The sequence below is a fragment of the Arthrobacter cavernae genome, assembly GCF_017368795.1.
GTDB lineage: Bacteria > Actinomycetota > Actinomycetes > Actinomycetales > Micrococcaceae > Arthrobacter > Arthrobacter cavernae.
The window spans coordinates 20,334-40,084 of the sequence record NZ_JAFNLL010000005.1 but is presented as its reverse complement, the minus strand read 5'-3'; the positions used below and the strand labels follow the sequence as shown (position 1 = coordinate 40,084).

Annotated in this window: 20 protein-coding genes and 1 pseudogene; 10 read left to right on the top strand and 11 right to left on the bottom strand. The window is 59.5% G+C overall.

Annotated features, from left to right (window positions below):
- From J1902_RS03810 to J1902_RS03785, 6 genes are all read left to right on the top strand, one after another.
- On the top strand, positions 1-429 hold a 429-nt coding region (locus J1902_RS03810; protein ID WP_443623196.1), incomplete at its 5' end, for a transketolase-like TK C-terminal-containing protein.
- A 179-nt stretch (positions 430-608) separates the two neighbouring features.
- The gene (locus tag J1902_RS03805) at positions 609-1,853 is read left to right on the top strand and encodes a PucR family transcriptional regulator (RefSeq protein WP_207614939.1); all 1,245 of its coding nucleotides are present in this window, start codon (positions 609-611) and stop codon (positions 1,851-1,853) included.
- 88 nt (positions 1,854-1,941) lie between these two features.
- A complete protein-coding gene (locus tag J1902_RS03800; protein WP_207614938.1) occupies positions 1,942-2,871 on the top strand; it encodes an ACP S-malonyltransferase in 930 nt (309 codons plus the stop codon).
- Entirely contained in the window at positions 2,868-3,929 is a 1,062-nt protein-coding gene (locus J1902_RS03795; RefSeq protein ID WP_207614937.1) for a beta-ketoacyl-ACP synthase III, read from the top strand. The genes J1902_RS03800 and J1902_RS03795 overlap by 4 nt, the downstream gene beginning before the upstream one ends.
- Positions 3,930-4,083: 154 nt before the next feature.
- Positions 4,084-4,329: an acyl carrier protein gene (locus tag J1902_RS03790; protein WP_207614936.1), complete on the top strand. Its 246-nt coding sequence runs from the start codon at positions 4,084-4,086 to the stop codon at positions 4,327-4,329.
- A 136-nt stretch (positions 4,330-4,465) separates the two neighbouring features.
- Entirely contained in the window at positions 4,466-5,701 is a 1,236-nt protein-coding gene (locus J1902_RS03785; protein ID WP_207614935.1) for a beta-ketoacyl-[acyl-carrier-protein] synthase family protein, read from the top strand.
- An 85-nt stretch (positions 5,702-5,786) separates the two neighbouring features.
- On the opposite strand, the gene J1902_RS03780 is transcribed toward J1902_RS03785, so the two are convergent.
- The 3 genes and pseudogenes from J1902_RS03780 to J1902_RS03770 form a co-directional block, all read right to left on the bottom strand.
- Complete coding sequence (locus J1902_RS03780; protein ID WP_207614934.1) at positions 5,787-6,290, bottom strand: DUF3145 domain-containing protein; 504 nt, start codon at positions 6,288-6,290, stop codon at positions 5,787-5,789.
- Positions 6,291-6,526: 236 nt separating this feature from the next.
- Positions 6,527-7,723 (bottom strand): DNA-processing protein DprA, encoded by a 1,197-nt coding sequence (gene dprA / locus J1902_RS03775; RefSeq protein WP_207614933.1) that lies wholly within the window; start codon positions 7,721-7,723, stop codon positions 6,527-6,529.
- An 11-nt stretch (positions 7,724-7,734) separates the two neighbouring features.
- Positions 7,735-8,346 (bottom strand): annotated as a pseudogene (locus tag J1902_RS03770) (ATP-binding protein); the annotation flags it as partial.
- A 37-nt stretch (positions 8,347-8,383) separates the two neighbouring features.
- On the opposite strand from J1902_RS03770, the gene J1902_RS03765 reads away from it, so the two are divergent.
- From J1902_RS03765 to J1902_RS03750, 4 genes are all read left to right on the top strand, one after another.
- Entirely contained in the window at positions 8,384-9,862 is a 1,479-nt protein-coding gene (locus J1902_RS03765) for a recombinase family protein (RefSeq protein WP_207614932.1), read from the top strand.
- 229 nt (positions 9,863-10,091) lie between these two features.
- Entirely contained in the window at positions 10,092-10,322 is a 231-nt protein-coding gene (locus J1902_RS03760) for a hypothetical protein (RefSeq protein ID WP_207614931.1), read from the top strand.
- Position 10,323: 1 nt separating this feature from the next.
- The gene (locus J1902_RS03755) at positions 10,324-10,557 is read left to right on the top strand and encodes a hypothetical protein (protein WP_207614930.1); all 234 of its coding nucleotides are present in this window, start codon (positions 10,324-10,326) and stop codon (positions 10,555-10,557) included.
- A gap of 223 nt (positions 10,558-10,780) precedes the next feature.
- Positions 10,781-13,027: a type IV secretory system conjugative DNA transfer family protein gene (locus tag J1902_RS03750; protein WP_207614929.1), complete on the top strand. Its 2,247-nt coding sequence runs from the start codon at positions 10,781-10,783 to the stop codon at positions 13,025-13,027.
- A gap of 50 nt (positions 13,028-13,077) precedes the next feature.
- Here the strand turns inward: J1902_RS03750 and J1902_RS03745 are convergent, their stop codons facing one another.
- From J1902_RS03745 to J1902_RS03710, 8 genes are all read right to left on the bottom strand, one after another.
- Positions 13,078-13,419: a histone-like nucleoid-structuring protein Lsr2 gene (locus J1902_RS03745; protein WP_207614928.1), complete on the bottom strand. Its 342-nt coding sequence runs from the start codon at positions 13,417-13,419 to the stop codon at positions 13,078-13,080.
- Positions 13,420-13,536: 117 nt separating this feature from the next.
- Entirely contained in the window at positions 13,537-13,707 is a 171-nt protein-coding gene (locus J1902_RS03740) for a hypothetical protein (RefSeq protein WP_207614927.1), read from the bottom strand.
- Positions 13,708-13,765: 58 nt separating this feature from the next.
- The gene (locus tag J1902_RS19865; RefSeq protein ID WP_207614926.1) at positions 13,766-14,086 is read right to left on the bottom strand and encodes an HNH endonuclease signature motif containing protein; all 321 of its coding nucleotides are present in this window, start codon (positions 14,084-14,086) and stop codon (positions 13,766-13,768) included.
- 313 nt (positions 14,087-14,399) lie between these two features.
- The gene (locus J1902_RS03730) at positions 14,400-14,957 is read right to left on the bottom strand and encodes a hypothetical protein (RefSeq protein WP_207614925.1); all 558 of its coding nucleotides are present in this window, start codon (positions 14,955-14,957) and stop codon (positions 14,400-14,402) included.
- Positions 14,958-14,993: 36 nt separating this feature from the next.
- The gene (locus tag J1902_RS03725) at positions 14,994-15,890 is read right to left on the bottom strand and encodes a coiled-coil domain-containing protein (protein ID WP_207614924.1); all 897 of its coding nucleotides are present in this window, start codon (positions 15,888-15,890) and stop codon (positions 14,994-14,996) included.
- Positions 15,891-15,922: 32 nt separating this feature from the next.
- Positions 15,923-16,357, bottom strand: a complete 435-nt coding sequence (locus J1902_RS03720) for a hypothetical protein (RefSeq protein ID WP_207614923.1) — start codon at positions 16,355-16,357, stop codon at positions 15,923-15,925.
- 42 nt (positions 16,358-16,399) lie between these two features.
- Entirely contained in the window at positions 16,400-17,374 is a 975-nt protein-coding gene (locus J1902_RS03715) for a hypothetical protein (RefSeq protein ID WP_207614922.1), read from the bottom strand.
- 74 nt (positions 17,375-17,448) lie between these two features.
- Complete coding sequence (locus J1902_RS03710) at positions 17,449-19,746, bottom strand: hypothetical protein (RefSeq protein WP_207614921.1); 2,298 nt, start codon at positions 19,744-19,746, stop codon at positions 17,449-17,451.
- Positions 19,747-19,751 lie beyond the last annotated feature (5 nt).

The window sequence follows — 19,751 nt, the reverse complement described above, 5'->3', positions numbered from 1 at the left end:
GTGGCCGCGGACGTCTGGTCCGTGACCTCCTGGAACGAACTGCGCCGCGACGGCCTCGCCGCCGAGGAAGAAGCCTTCCTCAACCCCGGCACCCCCGCCCGGACCCCCTTCGTGGCCGCCCAGCTCGCCGGCGCCACCGGACCCGTCGTGGCCGTCTCGGACTACATGAAGGCCGTCCCGGACCAGATCCGCCAGTTCCTCCCGAACGAGTTCGCCTCCCTCGGCGCGGACGGCTTCGGCTTCTCCGACACCCGCCAGGCAGCCCGCCGCTTCTTCAAGAACGACACCCACTCCATCGTCGTGAAGACCCTGCAACTCCTGGCGGCCAAGGGCGAAGTGGACGCACAGGCACCGGCACAGGCCATCGAGAAGTACCGTCTCCTCGATGTCAACGCCGGCACCACCGGCGGCGCGGGCGGCGACGCCTAGCACCACGCGCGGATCGCCCACGCGATGTCCAACGACGGCGGCTTCCACCATGTGGTGGGGGCCGCCGTCGGGCTTTAACTTCCCTGCCGGAACCCCGGTAAGGCTAGTGACGCACCACAAAGGAAGTTGTAGCCTTCGCACAAATGGAGCTTGCCGGTGATGGGCCGTATGCTCGTTCCATGGCAGAGCCCTCACAGACCCCCGCAAAGCGCAAGGCACCCTCGCGTGCATTGACGCCGGAAAAGGCGGTGACGCTGAAACAGCTCCGCGCCAACGTGGGCCAGCTGTCCACCACCATCATGCGCCAGCTTGAGAAATCGCTGCCCTGGTACAGCCGCCTCAGCTCCGATGAACGCTCGGCGCTGGGCCTGGTGGCCCAGAACGGCATCGCCGCCTTCGTGACCTGGTACGAGCGGCCGAGCTCGCCGTCTTGGATCCTCACGGACGTCTTCGGCAATGCCCCCACGGAGTTGACACGCTCCATCAGCCTGCAGAAGGCGCTCCAGCTCATCCGGATTGTGGTGGAGGTGGTGGAGGACCAGGTGCCGGTGATCGCGCCGGAATCGGACCAGCCTTCGCTGCGGGAGGCCGTGCTGCGGTATTCGCGCGAGGTGGCCTTCGCTGCCGCCGATGTCTATGCGCGCGCAGCCGAGTCCCGGGGATCCTGGGACACACGGCTCGAGGCCCTTATTGTGGACGCCATCCTGCGCGGCGAGAACACGGACGCCCTGCGCTCCAGGATTGCGGCACTGGGCTGGAAGGCGCAGGAGAGGTTCACCGTGATGGTGGGCAACTCGCCGTCAGAACCCAGCGCCAGCTACGTCAGCGAACTGCGCCGCACCGCCGGCCGGTACGCCGAGGACGCCCTGGTGGGCATCCAGGGCGACCGGCTGATCCTCATCCTGGGCGGCGTGCAGGACCGCGACACGGCGTATGTGAAACTGAGCGAGCTGTTTGCCCCGGGCGCCGTGGTGTACGGCCCCGAAGCCGGTTCGCTGCTGGAGGCGAGCAGTTCCGCGCAGGCGGCGTTTGCGGGCCTCACCGCCGCGAAGGCGTGGCCGTCCGCCCCCCGCCCCGTGGCAGCCGACGATCTCCTGCCGGAACGCGTGGTTTCGGGCGACGACGCGGCGCGCCGCTCCCTGGTGAAAAACATCTACCGGCCGCTGCTGGCCGCCTCGAACGGACTCGTCGAAACGCTGGGAACCTATCTTGAGCTGGGGCATTCCCTCGAGGCAACGGCCCGTGAACTGTTCGTCCATGCCAACACGGTGCGCTACCGTTTGAAGCGCGTCTGCGATGTCACCGGATGGGATCCGCTACTGCCCAGGGAGGCTTTTGTCCTCCAGACGGCGCTGGTGGTGGGAAGGCTTTCGGCCCAGCCGAAGACCTCGTCCGAACGACACGGATCACGTTCCCAGACCTGAACCGTTGTAGACTTCCTACAAACTGACCCAGTGAGCTTGGTGTACGAAAACACCGGTGGATCACGTGGCAATTTGGAAAGCTGGATACGTGCTTGCAATCGTCTGCCCTGGACAGGGCTCCCAGACCCCTGGCTTTTTGGCCCCCTGGCTGGAACTGCCTTCCGTAGAGGGCCATCTGGCCGCATTGAGCGAGATTGCAGGCATTGATCTCAAGGCCCACGGCACCACCTCGGACGAAGAGACCATCAAGGACACCGCCGTCGCGCAGCCCCTGATTGTCGCGGCTGGCCTCGTGGCCGCAAAGTCGCTGTTCGACGTCGAACTCAGCACCCTGCCCGTGGTTCTTGCCGGGCACTCGGTCGGCGAAATCACCGCCTCTGCCCTCGCCGGCGTGCTCAGCGAAGCCGAAGCCATGACCTTCGTCCGGGAACGGGCCAACAGCATGGCCGCCGCGGCCGCCGTCACCCCGACCGGCATGAGCGCCGTGGTCGGCGGCGACCCCACGGAGGTCCTGGCCGCCATCGAGGCCGCCGGCGCCACCCCTGCCAACGTCAACGGTGCGGGCCAGACCGTCGCCGCAGGCACCTTCGAACAGCTCAAGGCCCTGGCCGAGAACCCGCCGGCGAAGGCCCGCGTGATCCCGCTCAAGGTCGCCGGCGCCTTCCACACCTCGCACATGGCACCTGCCGTGAGCGCACTGGAAGCCCTGCAGCCGTCCCTGAAACCGCAGAACCCGGCCGTCCCGCTGCTTTCCAACTTCGACGGCAAGGAAGTCACTGCCGGTACCGCCGCCGTCGAGAGCCTGATCGCTCAGGTGTCCCGCCCCGTCCGCTGGGATCTCTGTATGGAGACGCTGGTGCAGCGCGGCGTGACCGGCGTGGTTGAGCTGGCCCCTGCCGGCACCCTCGCCGGGCTCGCCAAGCGCGGCATGCCCGGCGTCAAGACCGTCGCTGTCAAGACCCCGGACGACCTGTCCGCGGCGCTGGCACTCTTCGCCGAACTGGAGGGACAGGCATGAGCACTCCCGTACTCAAGCAGGCACCGATCAACGCACATTCGCGCATCGTCGGCATCGGGGCGTACCGCCCGGATGTGATCGTCACCAACGACGACGTCTGCCAGTGGATCGATTCCTCCGATGAATGGATCCGCCAGCGCACCGGCATCGTGACGCGCCACCGCGCCGCCGCCAACGTCAGCGTGATCGACATGGCCGAAGGCGCAGCCCGAGAGGCACTCAAGCACGCCGGCATCGAAGCCTCCCAATTGGGTGCCGTCATCGTCTCCACGGTGACCCACCCGTATGCCACACCGTCCGCTGCCGCCGCACTCACCGACCGTTTGGGCGCGACGCCGGCACCGGCCTTTGACATCTCCGCCGCCTGCGCGGGGTACTGCTACGGCGTGGCCCAGGGCGACGCCCTGGTGCGCTCCGGCGCGGCCGAGTACGTCCTGGTGGTCGGCGCCGAGAAGCTCTCGGATGTCATCGACAACCACGAGCGCACCATTTCCTTCCTCCTCGGCGACGGTGCCGGCGCCGTGGTGATCGGCCCGTCCGATACCCCCGGCATCGCACCCTCCGTGTGGGGTTCCGATGGCAGCAAGTGGGACGCCATCGGCATGACACACTCACTCGACGACGTCCGTGCACTTGGCGAGTCCGCCCGCCACTCCGATGAATCGGACGACCAGGCGATCCTTGAAGCCGCCCAGGATGTCTGGCCGACGTTGCGCCAGGATGGCCAGACGGTCTTCCGCTGGGCTGTGTGGGAGATGGCGAAGGTTGCCCAGCAGGCCCTGGATGCCGCCGGCATCGAGGCCTCGGATCTGGCCGCCTTTGTCCCGCACCAGGCCAACATGCGGATTATCGACGAAATGGTCAAGAAGCTGAAGCTCCCGGAAACGGTGCTGGTGGCACGCGATATTGCCGAGTCCGGTAACACGTCGGCAGCGTCCATCCCCTTGGCCACGCACCGCCTGCTCCAGGAGAACCCGGAGCTGAGCGGGGGCCTGGCCCTGCAGATCGGCTTCGGTGCCGGCCTGGTCTTCGGCGCGCAGGTCGTGGTGCTTCCGTAGCGGTCCAGCCGCCGAGGCACGCCGCAACGGCTTGCCGCAACACTGGTCCGGCCCCGCGGCGCCAGCCAACTGAATATGACTTTGAGACACAAGCCGCATCCGTGGTTTGAACCGTTTCCGGCAGCAGCCGGCACAACAAGAAAAGGAGCCAACAATGGCTAGCAACGAAGAAATCCTGGCCGGCCTGGCTGAAATCGTGAACGAAGAGACCGGCCTGGCCACCGAATCTGTGGAGCTGGACAAGTCCTTCACCGAGGACCTGGATATCGACTCCATCTCCATGATGACCATCGTCGTCAACGCTGAAGAGAAGTTCGGCGTTCGCATCCCGGACGAAGAGGTCAAGAACCTGAAGACCGTCGGCGACGCCGTCATCTTCATCGCAAACGCCCAGGCCTAGTCCTGGTCCCAGCTGTGCCGGACCCGGGTGGTGAACCATCCTGGGCCCGGCACAGTCGCAATACCGCCCAAAGATTTTCCTGCCGCCCCTGCGAAGAACCGCAGCCGGGCCGGCTGATCCGACAGAGAGTGATCGCATGGCACGCAAAGTAGTCATAACCGGTCTGGGGGCCACCACTCCCATCGGCGGCGACGTCCCCACAATGTGGAAGAACGCGCTGATAGGGGTCTCCGGTGCCCACACGCTCGAAGATGAGTGGGTGGCCAAGTACGAGCTCCCCGTCCACTTTGCTGCCCGGTGCTCCACGCCGGCGCTGGATGTCCTGAGCCGTGTCGAGGCCAAGCGCATGGACCCGTCCACGCAGTTCGGCGTCATCGCAGCACGCGAGGCCTGGGCCGATTCCGGCATCACCGAGATCGACCACGACCGCCTCGCGGTTGCCTTTGCCACCGGCATCGGCGGCGTCTGGACGCTTCTGGATGCCTGGGACACACTCAAGGAAAAGGGCCCCCGCCGGGTCCTGCCCATGACGGTTCCCATGCTCATGCCCAACGGCGTGGCCGCAGCCGTCAGCCTTGACCTTGGCGCCCGGGCCGGTGCGCACACGCCGGTGTCCGCCTGTGCTTCAGGCACCGAGGCCCTGCACCTGGGCCTGGACCTCATCCGTTCCGGCAGGGCCGACGTCGTGATGTGCGGTGGCGCCGAAGCGGCCATCCACCCCATGCCGCTTGCCGCCTTCTCGTCCATGCAGGCGCTCTCGCGCCGCAACGACGACCCCGAGCACGCCTCGCGCCCGTATGACATCGACCGCGATGGCTTTGTGATGGGCGAAGGGGCCGGTGCTTTGGTTCTCGAGGCAGAGGAGCATGCCCTGGCCCGCGGTGCACGGATCTACGCCGAACTGGCAGGCACGTCCGTCACGGCCGACGCCTACCACATCACGGCTCCGGACCCCCAGGGTCTGGGCGCAACCCGCGCGCTCAAGGCTGCCATGTTCGATGGCCGCATCCAGGCCGAGGACGTGGTGCACGTCAACGCGCATGCAACGTCCACCCCGGTTGGCGACAAGCCCGAGTACACGGCGCTCCGTGCCGCTCTTGGCGCGCACGTGGACAACGTGGCAGTCTCTGCCACGAAGTCCCAGATGGGGCACCTGCTGGGCGCCTCCGGCGCCGTGGAGGCCGTGCTCACGGTCCTCGCAGTATACGAGCGCAAGGCTCCCTTGACCATCAACCTTGAGAACCAGGATCCGGAGATCCCGCTCGACGTCGTCACCACCGCGCGTGATCTGCCTGCGGGTGACATCGTAGCCCTGAGCAACTCGTTCGGTTTCGGCGGCCACAACGCCGTCATCGCGGTCCGCAACGTCTAGCCGTAACCATAAGATCGAGTAGGAGGGCCCCACCGCTTGGTGGGGCCCTCCTCTCTGCTATGGGGTAGCGTGCCGCTTGCTCTTGCTAGCCGACCTGGTGGAGCCAGCGCACGGGGGCGCCTTCTGCGGCGTGGCGGAACGGTTCCAGTTCCTCGTCCCAGGCCTCACCCAATGCCAGCGAGAGCTCGTGGTAGACCGCCGAGGGGTCGCCAGCGCCGGATTCATAGGCATACCGGATGCGGTCCTCAGTGACCATGATGTTGCCATGGACATCGGTGACGGCGTGGAAGATGCCAAGCTCCGGGGTGTGCGACCAGCGGGCCCCGTCAGTGCCCTGGCTGGGTTCTTCCGTGACTTCATAGCGCAGGTGGGCCCAGCCGCGTAGCGACGAAGCCAGCTGCGCCCCGGTACCGGGCTTTCCGGTCCACGACAACTCGGCGCGGAACATTCCGGGTGCGGCCGGTTGAGCGGTCCACTCCAGATCGGTCCGCTTGTCCACGACCGATCCGATGGCCCACTCAACGTGAGGGCACAAGGCGGCAGGGGCCGAGTGAACAAACAAAATACCACGGGTCATTGCAACAGACATTCCATCCTCCATAGCTGTAGGTACGTCTTCCCCAACGACCTCTGCTTGGATGGTGCTTGCTGCCCCGTGGGTGCCACGGATTCCCGGTGGTCCCTGCCGGACTATTAAGTTGGTGCCGCGGAAGCTTCAAGTAGGACTTGAAAGTTCCGCGGTCGTGCTTTCATTTTGCCGTACGATCCGGAAATATGCCAGTGCGATTATGCAGCGCCTATTTCCGGCCCACATCCGCCCGAAAATCAGCCGTTCTTGGACCTCTTCCAGGCGCCTCGCTCTGACGCCGCCAGCCCGAGTAGGCCCAGCCGTCCGAGCCCCGCCCGGACCGATTCGGGGCTGAGCCCGGCCACGACGGCCAGTTTGTCCACGGAGCTTGTGGAGCGCAGGGGAAGGGCGTCGAGCAGGATCAGGTCTTCAAGGGTGAGGCCATCGTGCGCTGCGGCAGGCTCTTCCTGGTCCAGTGGCAAAGCCTCGCCACTGGGTCCTGCGAGTTCCGCGATCTCACCCACGTCGGTGACGCACACGGCCCCGCCATCCCGGAGCAGCCGGTGGCAGCCGGCGGAATTGGCGCTGTGGATCGAGCCTGGAACGGCGCCAACGGCCCGGCCGATCGTTTCCGCGTGGTGGGCCGTATTCAAGGCACCCGAGCGCCAGCGCGCCTCGACCACCACGGTTACGGCCGCCAGCGCGGCAATGAGCCTGTTGCGCTGCAGAAACCTGTACCTCGTGGGCGCCGAGCCCGGAGGCACCTCGGCGAGCACCGCGCCTTGGTTGGCCACCGCACGCAGCAGGTCCTCGTTGCCCGAGGGATAGAATCGGTCCACGCCGCCGGCCATGACGGCAATGGTGGGCATCGGGCCAGTGCCGCCGCTCAAGGCTCCGCGGTGCGCGTGGGCATCAATGCCGTAGGCCCCGCCGGAAACCACAGTGTACCCGCGCTGGCCCAGCCCATAGGCGAAGTCCCCGGTGACCGAGGCCCCGTAGCTGGTGCTGTCCCGGGAACCGACCAACGCGATGGTGCGCCTGGCCAGCGGTATCTCCACTTCGCTGCCGCGCCACCAGAGGCACAGGGGCTCCTGGATGCCAAGATCGGCCAACTGGGCGGGCCAGAGATCGTCGCCGGGAACGATCATCCTGCCGCCGAGCCGCTTCATGGTGGTCAGATCCCGCTCGGGAGCAAGGTCGGCCACCCGGGGCGCCCAACGCTTCAGGGACGCGGCGATCCCGGGCCATGACGCGGTGCCGTTCCCGGCGAGCAAGGAGGTGATTTCCTGTTCCAGCTCCGGCCCCGCCTTCAACTGGCCCGTGGCGATGCGCAGGCCGTCGATGGCTCCTGCCGTCTGGACGAGTGCAAGGCCCGCCGCATCCTGTGGTTCCATGAGCCGCGACAGCGCTGCCCGGGCGACGCGTTCGGTGTCCTTTGTGGTCTGGGGGTTCATGATGCTTCCTTTCATGCCGCTGCCGCCGCCTGCCGAAGGCCGAGCGCCTGTCCGATGTCGTCGCTGTGCGGCCGCTCCCGGTGGCCGAGGTCGGCCAGGGTCCAGGCCAGCCGCAGCACGCGGTCGTATCCGCGGGCCGTGAGGATGCCACGCTCCAGGGAGGTATCCAGGATCCGGGTAGTGGCCGGTGGCAGGCGCAGCTCGCCCCTGAGCAGCCTGCCGGGTACCTGGGAGTTGGTCTCCAGCCCCAGGTACCCGAGCCGCTCCCGCTGGCGCTGCCGCGCCTCCTGCACCCTTCGTGCGACGGTGACGGTGTCCTCCTCGGTACCTGACTGCCCAAAATCAGCCAGCGAAACGCGTTCAACGCGAAGCTGGATGTCCACCCGGTCCAGGAGGGGCCCGGACATGCGCCCGTAGTAACGCCGGCGCATGGTGGGCGTGCAGGTGCAGTCCAGACCCTTGCCGGAAGCCTTGCCGCACGGACAGGGGTTGGCGGCCAGGACCAGCTGGAAGCGGGCGGGGTAGGCAGCCGTTCCGGCGGAGCGGTGGATGACGAGTTCGCCGCTCTCAAGGGGCTGGCGCAGGGCATCCAGAACGCGGCGCTCGTATTCCGGCGCCTCGTCAAAAGTATTGACGGCATACCCCGGAGGCCTCATAATCATGCGCGGAACTGAATATATGCACGAAACTACTCCACTGTCATCACCCACACGTTGCGCCATCTACTGTCGAATCTCAGACGACAAGCGAGGCGAAGAGCTTGGTGTGCAACGCCAGGAAGAGCTCTGTCGTGATCTTGCCGATCGTCTTGGCTATACGGTCGTCGCGGTCAAGATCGATAACAGCGTGAGCGCTTTCTCTGGCAAGCCTCGCCCCGACTACAAGGCACTCACCCAACTCGCAAAGGACCGTGAGATCGAGGCCGTCCTCGCGTGGAACCTCGACCGTTTGTATCGCCGCCCACGGGAGCTTGAGGACTATATAGACATAGTCGAAGCGACAGGAATCAAGACCGAGACAGTCCTCGCCGGCCGATTCGATCTCAATACTCCGATGGGCCGAGCCTTCGCCCGCCAGGCTATTACCTTTGCCATGCTTGAAGTCGAGCAAACTAAGGCCCGCGTGCTCGCTGCAAAGTCTCAAGCTGCAAGGTCTGGCAAGCCCTCTGGCGGCAACCGCGCCTATGGCTGGCTCCAGAACGGCATGGACCAGCATCCAGACGAAGCCCCTACTGTCCGCGAAATTGTAAAGCGCTTCATATCGGGCGATTCATGGAACAGCATTGCCATGGACTTGAACGCGCGAAACATCCCCACAGCTAAGGGAAAGATGTGGACCGCTATCAACGTCAGCAACGTGGCGCAGCTTCCGCGCCACTATGGCATGCGCTCACACAATGGCCAGGAATACGAAGCAGCGTGGGAACCTCTACTGAGCCAAGACACACGAGATGACTTGCAGCTCGCTATTAAGAGAGGTCAGGCGACCCACGGGAAGCGCACCTACGCACGAAAGCATCTGCTTACCGGATTCATCTTCTGCGGCGTCTGCGGAAACAGGATGAGCATCATCAACGCCCAGCAGCGAGACGGCAGCTACTCCCCTGCCTTCAACTGTCGCAAAAAGGACCACCGTGGCCAAGAAGTCGGCTGCGGCAAAGTGAAGCGCAAGAAGGACCCAGTAGAAGATCTGGTTATCGACTGCATCATGTACCGGCTTGATACCCCTGAACTCGGAGAGATGCTTGCGGGAAGCGATTCGACCACCCCTGAACTGAAGCAGTTGATGCGTGACCATGAGCTTCAAACGCAGCGTCTACAAGAAATCTTGGAGCTCTACTCAACGGGTGACATGGACTTCAACGAGTACAAGACTGCCAAGACGACCGCACAAGCGCGTTTAGATGCCCTAGGACGAGAGTTGGAGCGAAAGACAAGTAACCGTGCCGTTGCGAACATTCCGGCAGGTCAGACAGTGCGAGAAGCCTGGGAGAAGTCAGACCTCATGTGGAAGCGGCAGCTCGTTGATGTGTTGATCGAGAAGATACTCATCTACCCGAAACAGCCGGGTGATGGAAGGTACCGATACAAGCAGTGGATATTCAATCCTGATCGGATCGACATCATCTGGAAAGCTTAGTCAAGCGGCAGATTCCGAAGCGTGTCTTTTTGACGTGTGTAGATCTTCACTGCTAGCGATTCAGTCACGTCCGGATGCGTCTTGAGTACCTTGAAGTCCTCGGCGCGCTTTACGAACGTTTCATCTGTTAGACCTACGCTTGTGCATAAGTCGCAAATCAGCTCCACGCGCTTGGCATCGATGGCGGGTGTTAGAGTCATCGCATCAACACGGAAGAAGGTGAGTTCAAATGGGCAACGATATGGATCGCTTAGGCGGAGGTTCTAGTTACGACCTGGGCGTTCAGCTGTATCGAATGCTTTACGGACGCGACTCCATCGCTTTTAGTCGCAAAGGTCAGCGCACCAGCAACCGCGAGGCTACTACCCAACGGCGCGAAATCCGTCATCCAGACGGGCGCATCGAATACATCGAACAAACCATAATCAACGAAGTCATCTTTGAAGAGTGGGAGAACTGAAATGAGTGCAAACGAAGTCGGCGTCATGTGGGGCGGTATCTTCTTCTTTGCCTTTGTCGCCCTGGCCCTTGGTGGCACTATCTGGGCCATAAAGGTCATCGGCCCAAGGCTCGCTCGCCACGAGCGGAAGATGAAGATCGAGACAGCCATACGCACCGGCATGGTTGATGCTCAGCTTCAGGAAGAGATCGTCGAGGACATCGTTGCCCAACGCTTGCGGGAGCAGGGACGATGAAAACCCTGGCTAGCAAGTTTTGGGCCTTCGTACTGACTGCCTTCGTCGCAGTCCTTATCTTCAACATCGTGCTGGCTTCAATTGAGCCGTACGCACCTTTGATTGGGATATCCGTATCCATCATCGTCATACTTGCAACGGCCTTGATCGCTTGGAGAATCGTCTCTGCACGTACCAAGCGCTTCTGGTAGAAAAAGCCACGTTGTGTCACAGTAAAAGTGGCATGACGTGGCTTTTTCTTTATCTGACACTTCCCTCGACACTGTTTATCGGAGTACTTAAGATGAAGCTCAAGTCCCAAGCCGAATTAGATGGCGATCGTAAGACCTACGTCCTCACCTTTCCCCAGGATCTCGCTGAAGACCGCGTTAAAGCATGGCTGCGATCTCTCAGTGGAACTCTGCACTCAAAGGCGTCCCCCTTTGCCGGAGTTCGGACTATTGTCTTTGAAACCTGGTCAACGCCTATGGGGATCGAGCACCGGATCATGGTTCCGCGACATCAATCCGACGACATCATGAGCCAGCTTCGTACGCATATCAGAGGCCTCAGGTACGAGCCAGCAACGACGTTTCCACAACATGAGTGGACGTATGCGGTTGAAGTTGGAGAGAGCAGCCCCGAGCGAAGTCTTCGTATCGTGAACTCCAATGACGCTGCGGCGTCAATCCTGGCCTCTCTGGGGCCACTCAAGGATAACGAGGCGGTCTTAATGCAGTGGGTGGTCACGCCCGTACGTCCCGAACGGCTACCCGAAGATGGCGATCCCTCAGCAAGATTCAGCCTGAAGTCCATTCTCGGTGTCCAACCAGCGAGCCGTGACGAGTTGGCCGACCGACGGAAGAAACTCACCGAATCTAACTATGGAGCGGTCCTTAGGGTGGCAGCCAGGGCTCACGACCAACCGCGTGCAGCCAAGTTAGTCCAGAACGTCCGGACATCTTTCACAGCTCTCAATTCCCCTGACAATCGGTTCATCGAAATGCGCGTCCCTAAGGTAAAGCTGCTGGACCGGATAGAGCGAGCCGCTTCTCTTATGCGCTTTCCTATGACGCTCTCGATCTCTGAGCTGATCCCGCTAATCGCCTATCCAATCGGCTCACCTATGGTTGCTGGGCTCCCCCGATCTGCAAGCCGTCATCTTCCGGCTGATACTTCGATCCCTACCAAGGGCATCCACATCGGCATGGCGAACTTCCCAGGAGGCGAGCGTCCTGTCGCTATCAGCTGGGAGGACATCACCAAGCACATGCACATCGCCGCACCTACGGGTACAGGTAAGACCGAGTTCATGCGGACCATCGGGCGCCAAATCATTGAGGCCGGTATGGGCATGCTTCTGATCGAAACCAAAGACGATCTCTTTGATCGGCTGCTCGAATCCATACCTAGAGAGCGAATCAACGATGTCGTGGTCATCGACTTGAACGACCCTACATCGCCTGTTGGGTTCAACGTGCTAGATGATGGCGATCCATATCAAACGATCGAAAACATAGAGAGCATCGTTTCGAACATCCACGGAGACAAGGATGGCGTCTGGTTCAAGAAAGTGGTCTATCACGCGCTGCGAACCTTGATGACAAGGCCAGGTGCCACTGTCTCTGATCTCGTGCCTCTATTACAGCCAACGGATGAACAGTTGCCTTGGCGCAAAGAGATCATAAAGAACCTGAAGGAGCCGGAGCTGATTCAGTTCTGGAAAGACCTGGACAAGATGGGCGAGCAGAAAGCAGTCCAAGTAGTCCAGCCGGTTATCGACCGCTTCTGGCACTTCAACTCGAGGAAGGCAGTCCGAAACATCTTTGGTCAGAGCACGAGCAGTCTCTCTATGGCTGATGCCGTTGCTCAGGGCAAGATCGTTCTAGTCAACGTCACCAATATTGAGAAGAGCACTACTAAGTTCATCGCTTCAATGCTGATCAGCTCCGCATGGAAAGCAGTGCGAGATAAGCGGCCGGACAAGCCCTTCTTCTTCATGGCCGATGAGGTGCAGAACCTTATGAGCTTGCCAATCAGTCTTGACGAGATGCTCGCCCAGGCCCGCAGCTACAATTTCCCGATAATCATGGCCAATCAGTCTGTGAGCCAACTCCCCCAGAACATACAAGACGCGGCGCACAACAACGCGAGGACGAAGGTCGTCTTCCAGCTTGAGAGTAAGGACGCTTCAAGAATGGCAGGACAGTTCGGCAGCTCCGTATCCGAGCACGACCTAATGAATCTCGGCCAATATGAAGGTGTAGCCAGGATCTCGACCAGCGCCGGCGTCAGCCCACCTGTCACCTTCAACGCTTTACCTCCAGTCCAACGCCAGAATCTCGGTTGGATGGTTCGCCAGGCTAGTCATCAAAACTATGGGCGAGCGCCCGAAGCAATCGCAGCTGAAATAGAGAAGCGCCGAACGGCCGAACCGACGCCCAGGAAGCAAAGACCGAATATCGGCATCAAGCCTTGGGATGACCGATAAAAAAGAGCCCCTTGCCGTCCTCTTGGACAGCAAGGGGCTCTCCCTTGGAACTAGTGAGCTGCGTGGTAAGCGCTCATGACCTCAGCGCTAACTCGTCCTCTATCACTAACCTTGAGCCCTTGGGACTTGGCCCATTCGCGGATTGGCGTGAGATCTTCCTTGGGGCTCTTAGGAGCTGAAGAGCCACTGGTGCGAGGTAGACGGGCTACTTCTTCGGTAGCAACCGACGAGTACTTATGGATGGTCTTGCGGAATTCATCAGCCTCAGACTGAGTCAAATCGATAGTGTAACTCTTCTTGCCGAAGCCAAAGGCGATAGTCTCCCCTTGGCCTTCTTCGAGGACTTCGCCGGAGAGATCAGAAATGATGCGGGTTATCGTCTGTTTTGCCATGAACTCAGCTTACACATAGAAAGCCCTCTGACGACACAGAGGGCTTAGATGGATACATAGTCATGTTTTCGTCTGGCACGCGTCTGGCACGTTCCTAGACACTAAATACGGCATGTCTTAGCGAGACTTGATGTCCGCGAATCCTTCAACACCGATGTAGGCGAGCAGCGGAGTGAGCACCGACCATACTTGCTCTTCAGTGAGGCCCCAGTTCCACATGTAGTTGCCGAAGACGACAGTTGCGCCCACGATGGCGATCAGGAACTTCCTGCTTAGTAGTGTTTTCATGAATGATTTTATCTCTGGCATATGCCTCCTTATTGATTTAATACTGTCTGCCAGTCCGTCATGGGCCAGGACTGTGCATCAACTCTCTACGATTGCGATCCCTCAGTCTGCTGCAGGATCGGCATCGCCTTCCTCCATCGCCATCGATGTAGGTGTTCTTCTCGTCGTACGCATGCCCGCGGGGGCAGTGCGTCTTGATCCGATTAGCATCTGCGTTCTGTGACCTAGTGATTGCTCGCAGGTGCTCTGGGTTGACGCAGTCATGTACGCGACAGATATGGTCGATCACATAGTCCTTCGGGATAGGACCGACGAGCTTCTCATAGATGACCCGGTGAGCATATTTTCCGCGGTAGACGCCATAGCTACCGCGCTTCACCGGCCCTTTGGCACCCTGCTACATCCAGTGGCTCTCTGTGTACTCAATGAGGGACCAAATACGCTCATCTGGGTCGCCCCAGCCACCGGTTGTATCTTTGACGAGCGGATCACCGTGTTTCCTGGACAGGTGATAATGCGCGGGGCATAGCTGCAGGGACTTAGCCTTCTTCTGACATTCCGCAATCCCACATACAGTGTTGCTTCCTGGCTTTGAACGTACGATGATCGGCGTCGTCAGGTCGCCACCGACCCGGAAACGCTTGTAGTGCGACGAACAATAGCCTCGCGCACCATGACGATCTATAATTCGACTACAGTTTGATGTTTGACAGGTGCGGCCTATAGCCATTGTTGTACTTGAGCTGCATCTCCTGACGCTGTGCTTCAATGAGCGTGATCTTGTCTTCGCAAACCTGGCGCCGAAGTTCGTTCTCCTCTTGATCGTCCTCTCGGGACGGCGCAGCTAGTTGGGGCCAAAGATTTACAGGATTTGTAGCATTTCCTCCTAATTGTAATGATATTGCATGATCCATAATGTAATCAATAGCATTTGTGTTCTTATAGCCATATGACACTATTTGCAATTGTTCGATCTTCTGGATGTAACTCGTTGACGGTCTGATCGTAGCTGTCCATCCACTCACGCAGATGGTCTGGTGGATATTCGTCTGAGTAACGTCGGGGTTGATCACTCCTGGTGTGCAGACTGGATCTGGAAGTAGGCCGCGCATCTGGCACTCTGCATCCGCCAATACAGGGACTGGAGTTGAAGCAGGTGCCTGCTGCGGGATCATCATGAAGATGACCAGGAAGATGCCGGCCAGGCCAGCGAGTATGAATGCCCTAGCAAACGGGCTAGAGATGCTCATGAGGTTCGCCACCGCAGCGATAGCCGAGACGCTGCACTACTTGGTCCTCCATTTACCGATCACGTCGATGATGGCGGTGAATAGACCCTTGAGCCAGCTCACGTCTTGGCCTGTCTGGTTGATGGTGTCTTTGGTTGCTTGGTCAAGGTCGCCACCGCCAGTAGGTCGGTTCTTCAACTCTTCCTTGGCCGCGTTTAAGTCAGTCTGAGCCTGAGCAAGTTGTGTGCGGAGCTCATCACGCTCATTTGCCGTTGAATCAGCTATGGCGTTGAGGTTCTTCTTGTCTGTGGTGAGTTGAGCCACCTGGTTGTTTAGAGTGTTGATCTGGCTGCCAAGCTGTGCTCGCTCGTTTGCTTCTTGAGCCAGTCGCTTGGCTCGTTCGCCGGACTTGTACAGGTCATCAAATACGAATCCTGAGTCCTTGCCGAGGTAGACATCGTTGCCTTCCCCTGCACCTCTGGGTCGTCTTAGAACGCCGTCATATAGCCGATTGAGTTGATCTTCGTTGGTTACCATGTCACCTCCTTTTGGTGGTTCAATAATTGCTTCGATTACGCGCGTGCCACCGACATCCTCACTCCATCCGACGTAGGTCATGCCGTAGTTCTTCTCTACTTGAGCAATTGACGTCCAGGTATCGGCGTAGGGCTTGTTACTAATAGGTGACGACCAGATCTTGAGTGCCGAGCCGTTCCAGTAAGCGATGGCCACATGGCCATACCGCTTTCCAGCCCACCAACCGTCAAACCAGATCGGGAAGTAGACGTTGAGCGGCCAGTTGCGGTCTGCATGGCGAACAGTTGTCTTGGTGCTCCAGGACGTCCATGCATCAGGCCCAGCCCAACCGGCACCGAAGGCCGTCTGGGCAAATGCGAGGCAATAACCGAGCCAAGAAGTGAGCATGACATTGCCCTGGTAGATCACCGGGTCCAAGTTAGGACTCTTGAGTTGGCGGTACGCCATAACTAGTTAGACTCCACGACCGTCTGGTGCTCGACGGTCTGCACCTTTACGGTTTGCTTCTTCACGATGGCGTCGTGGTTGCGATCGGCCAAGTCAATGATGGTCTTCAGCAACTTGCTCTGGCCGTTTAGTGACTTGCCCAGATGCGAAAAACTGCTCAATACCTCACGCTGGAACTCGCGATCTTGTTCATCACTCTTACGGATTGATTCTTCTAGTGATCGGGATGCTGATGCGGTCTCACTGAGAGCGCCGGCTAATGCCATGTACGCCTCGTTGGTTCGAGTGATGGCCTCAGTATTCCTCTCGATGGTCGTATCTTGGCGCTTCTCGCTGCGCTTGACGATCCGATCCATGATTGCGATGACCGTTCCAACGATGGCAATTACTGAGCCAAGAACGCTAATGATTGCTATGAGGACGGTGCTATCGTTCACGCTCCTGCCTCCTTGATGATGGTTTTAGTCTTCTGATTCATCCTATTCGCGCTCCACAGAGATAAAGGCCGCAGAGTTTGTATCGGCGTACATTGATGCAGTTCCGGAAAGAGTTGACATTCGAGCCTTGTATGTATGTAAGCCTGTGTTCGGTGTGCGAACTACTAACATATTGATTGCTCCGTTACCGCCATTAGCGGTAGTCCATGTGCGGTTGTATTGAGCTTGAACCTGGCTGCCATCTTCATGAATAAAGGATTGAGTTCGGGTCGAATCAACCGAGTTGTACATCTGCGGGAAGTAAACTGAAACCTTCACTTTTCGACCTATTGCGCCTATGGCGACCGGCGTAGATAACCCGGGAATATCAGCTTCGGGACCAGTTGAAAATGTCGTATTGATACGCGCAAAACCGATGAGCTTCTGGTTCGCATACGGGTAGATCAGCACACCATTCGTATCGCAAATGTTCAGTGTTCGACTGGATACCACAGGTGCGACAGCGTCTATCTGACCGGTGTTTACGGAAGTAATAGCCGAACCGCTCGTCACGACAATCGCTAGCCACACAGAGTTAGCAGGCAATGTTGGCGAAGCCGCGTTGTTCGCGACGGCGTTGGCGATACCCACCGTACCGTTCACATCAATGCTGACATAGGTATCTTTACTGGCTACGAACGCTTGTGAGGTGATAGCAGCCACCACGATGCGCTTGCCATTGATATACACGACACCAGCCGTCATCGTGCCGTTCAGGCCGCTGATAGCGCTCCAGACGCAGCCAGAGGCCACGAAATTGCCTAGGGATTCACTCAGGCGAGTCTCGACATTAGTAGCTGTATCCATGGCCGAAGCATTGATCGTTCCGGCTTGTACCTTTGCGCCAGATACAGATGAGATGTTTGTATTGTCGATATTTCCGTTGACGACAGCGGCGATCTGATTCACAGGATCATTGACGTTGGCCGCTTTGATCTCATCGCCAGGGTTAGATTGTGAGGGTGAAACTAATGTCATACACTTTCTACCGCACAAACCGCCCAAGTTCTGCTTTTAGAATAACAAAGTTGAGTAGGCGTTAAAAGAGGCATCTAGTAGCCTCCACCTAGCAAGGCTTGCTCCAGCGTCGGATCAACCCCTGCGCCGTACTGCAAAGTGTTCTGATGAGCTGAGGCCATTCGCGCGCGAAGAGCTGCAAACTTATTCGCTGCGACCTCTGGTGTATCTGTGACTTTTGGCAGAAGAGCCGAGTAAGCGATGCGGTCGCTGTCGCTCATTGCACCAGTTTCACCAAGAGCCTTAGCGATCTGCGTAATACTGCCGGCTGCCAGGTCGTTGTAGGTCTTGACGTCGTTGTTCATACCAATGTCGCCCATGAATGAGCTGAATCTGCCAGCGAGAGGGCCACCAGAGCCGCCAACCTGACCGAGTAGGGATTCAAGCTGACTCAGAGTCGAGTCTGCATTTGAGCTTTGCGCCAGAGCCTTCTGAGTGGTTGCGTTCAGGTCAGTTGCGCCCTGCTGAGTCTCGTAGTCGTCAACCATGCTGTAGAGGTCTTGTAGCTGACTCACGGCCGTCTTGTCGTTAGCCTGCATTGCTCTCACTAGGGCCTGGCCGACTTCATCTCGTGAGACGCCGAACGGATTGCTAGGCGGTGGATTGATAGCGGTCGGATCATTAGGGTCCCAAGAGTCGATGTTGCCGCTAGGCGAATCATGTAGGCCAGGAACTCCCCCGCCGCCATCAGACTGTAGTAGAGCCTGTTCAAGCGTCGCGATCTCTTGATCTGTCGTATCTAGTGGCTGTTGTTCTTGACCATTAAGTAGAACGCGTCCGCCACCTTGACGGATGCCAGCGCCGAGAAGTGATTGACCAACTTGGCCACCTCTTGCACCACCAGCTCCGCCGGCAGTGCGTAGTACTCGCCCACTTGCTCGGGCGGCCGGGTCTTTGACGAGATTGGTTGCTGCCGTCCCGAGCATGTCCTTAAAGCCGCCTGAAGCGAACGCATTACCGCCACGGCCACCGAACGTAAGCGCGTTGATATCGCCCTCATCAATGATCTTGCCCGCTCGCACAAAAGGCGCTTGAGCTGATCGGAGCTGGCCGACGTCGGTCGCGTTCATGATGTTGTTGTCGATGTATTGCTGCCACTTGGCGTTGTTTGGCATGAGAGCGGCTAGGTCTTCACGCAGCTTCGGAGTGAGCACACCAGATAGGTTCGCGTTAGCCCCGGCGCCTGTGTAGATCTGATCCTGCATTTCATCTCGTACCAGCTTGAGCACGTTAGCCTGGTCGATTCGCTCAGGCGTTGGCAGACTGTAATTGCCGCCTTTTCCCTGTAGGTTGGCAATACGCTCTTCGATTGACCTCATGCTAGACAGTGCATCGGTTGGATTCACCTTTGGATTGAGTGATCCCCGTGCGCCACCTGACATCTTGTTCATCTGTGCATCGAACATGGTCATCAGTGACTTGCGATCTTTCTCAACAAGTCCATGGTTGTCGAGTCCATCTTGGAAGACGCGTCGGAGGGTACCTGTATCAACGTAGCCAGCCCCATCGACAGCTTTTGCAACGGCCTGGTTAACGATGCCGCTTGAACCAGTGATGCCAGAGGCTACGCGCTCTGCATCTGTTGGCTTGATGATGCCTGCGTCTGCCAGGGTGCTGATTGTTTGCGTTGGGTTAGTCTGTCGTGCAATTGGCTTGCTAATGGTTCCGTACTGAGAGAGCAACGCTTGATCGCCCATGTTCTTGAGCTTGCCTGTCGTTCCAAACTTAGATGCGGCCTCAGCGCCCACCTTGCCGCCCTGGAGGCGGGTCACGGCGTCAAGTGCAGATTGATCGAGATTGCCATTTGACGCCATCCGACTCACCGAACCCTTGCCGATAGTCGAGACGCCAGCCTCTTGCACGAGATCACCAGCGGACTTCTTGCCGAGTCCCGTCGCTACCTTGGCTCCAGCTCGCGCCAGCTTGAACCCTGCCCCGATAGGTAGCGATGTCAGGCCGCCCATGAGTGCTTCTTCGCCGACTCCCTTGCCTAGATCTTCTTCACCCGTGACAGCATTCTCGCCGACCTTGCCGAGTGCCGAGCCACCAGCGCCGCCCAGGATTGCGCCCAGGAGTCCACCAACTGCCGTCCCCAGGATAGGTACGACTGAGCCGGCTGCCGCCCCAGCTGCCGCGCCGCCCAGTGTTCCGGCTATTCCACCACCAGTCGGTAGAAGGCTAGTAAGGAAGTTGCCTTTCGGCTTCTTGTCTTGAGCATCCTGAAGCTTACGGCGTTGGTCTTCAAACTGCTGTTGCGCATATCTATTCCATCCCAAGCGACTCTCGCCGCCGCCCATATCTTGTTTACCGTTTAAGTCTTCAATCCAGCCCATATGCC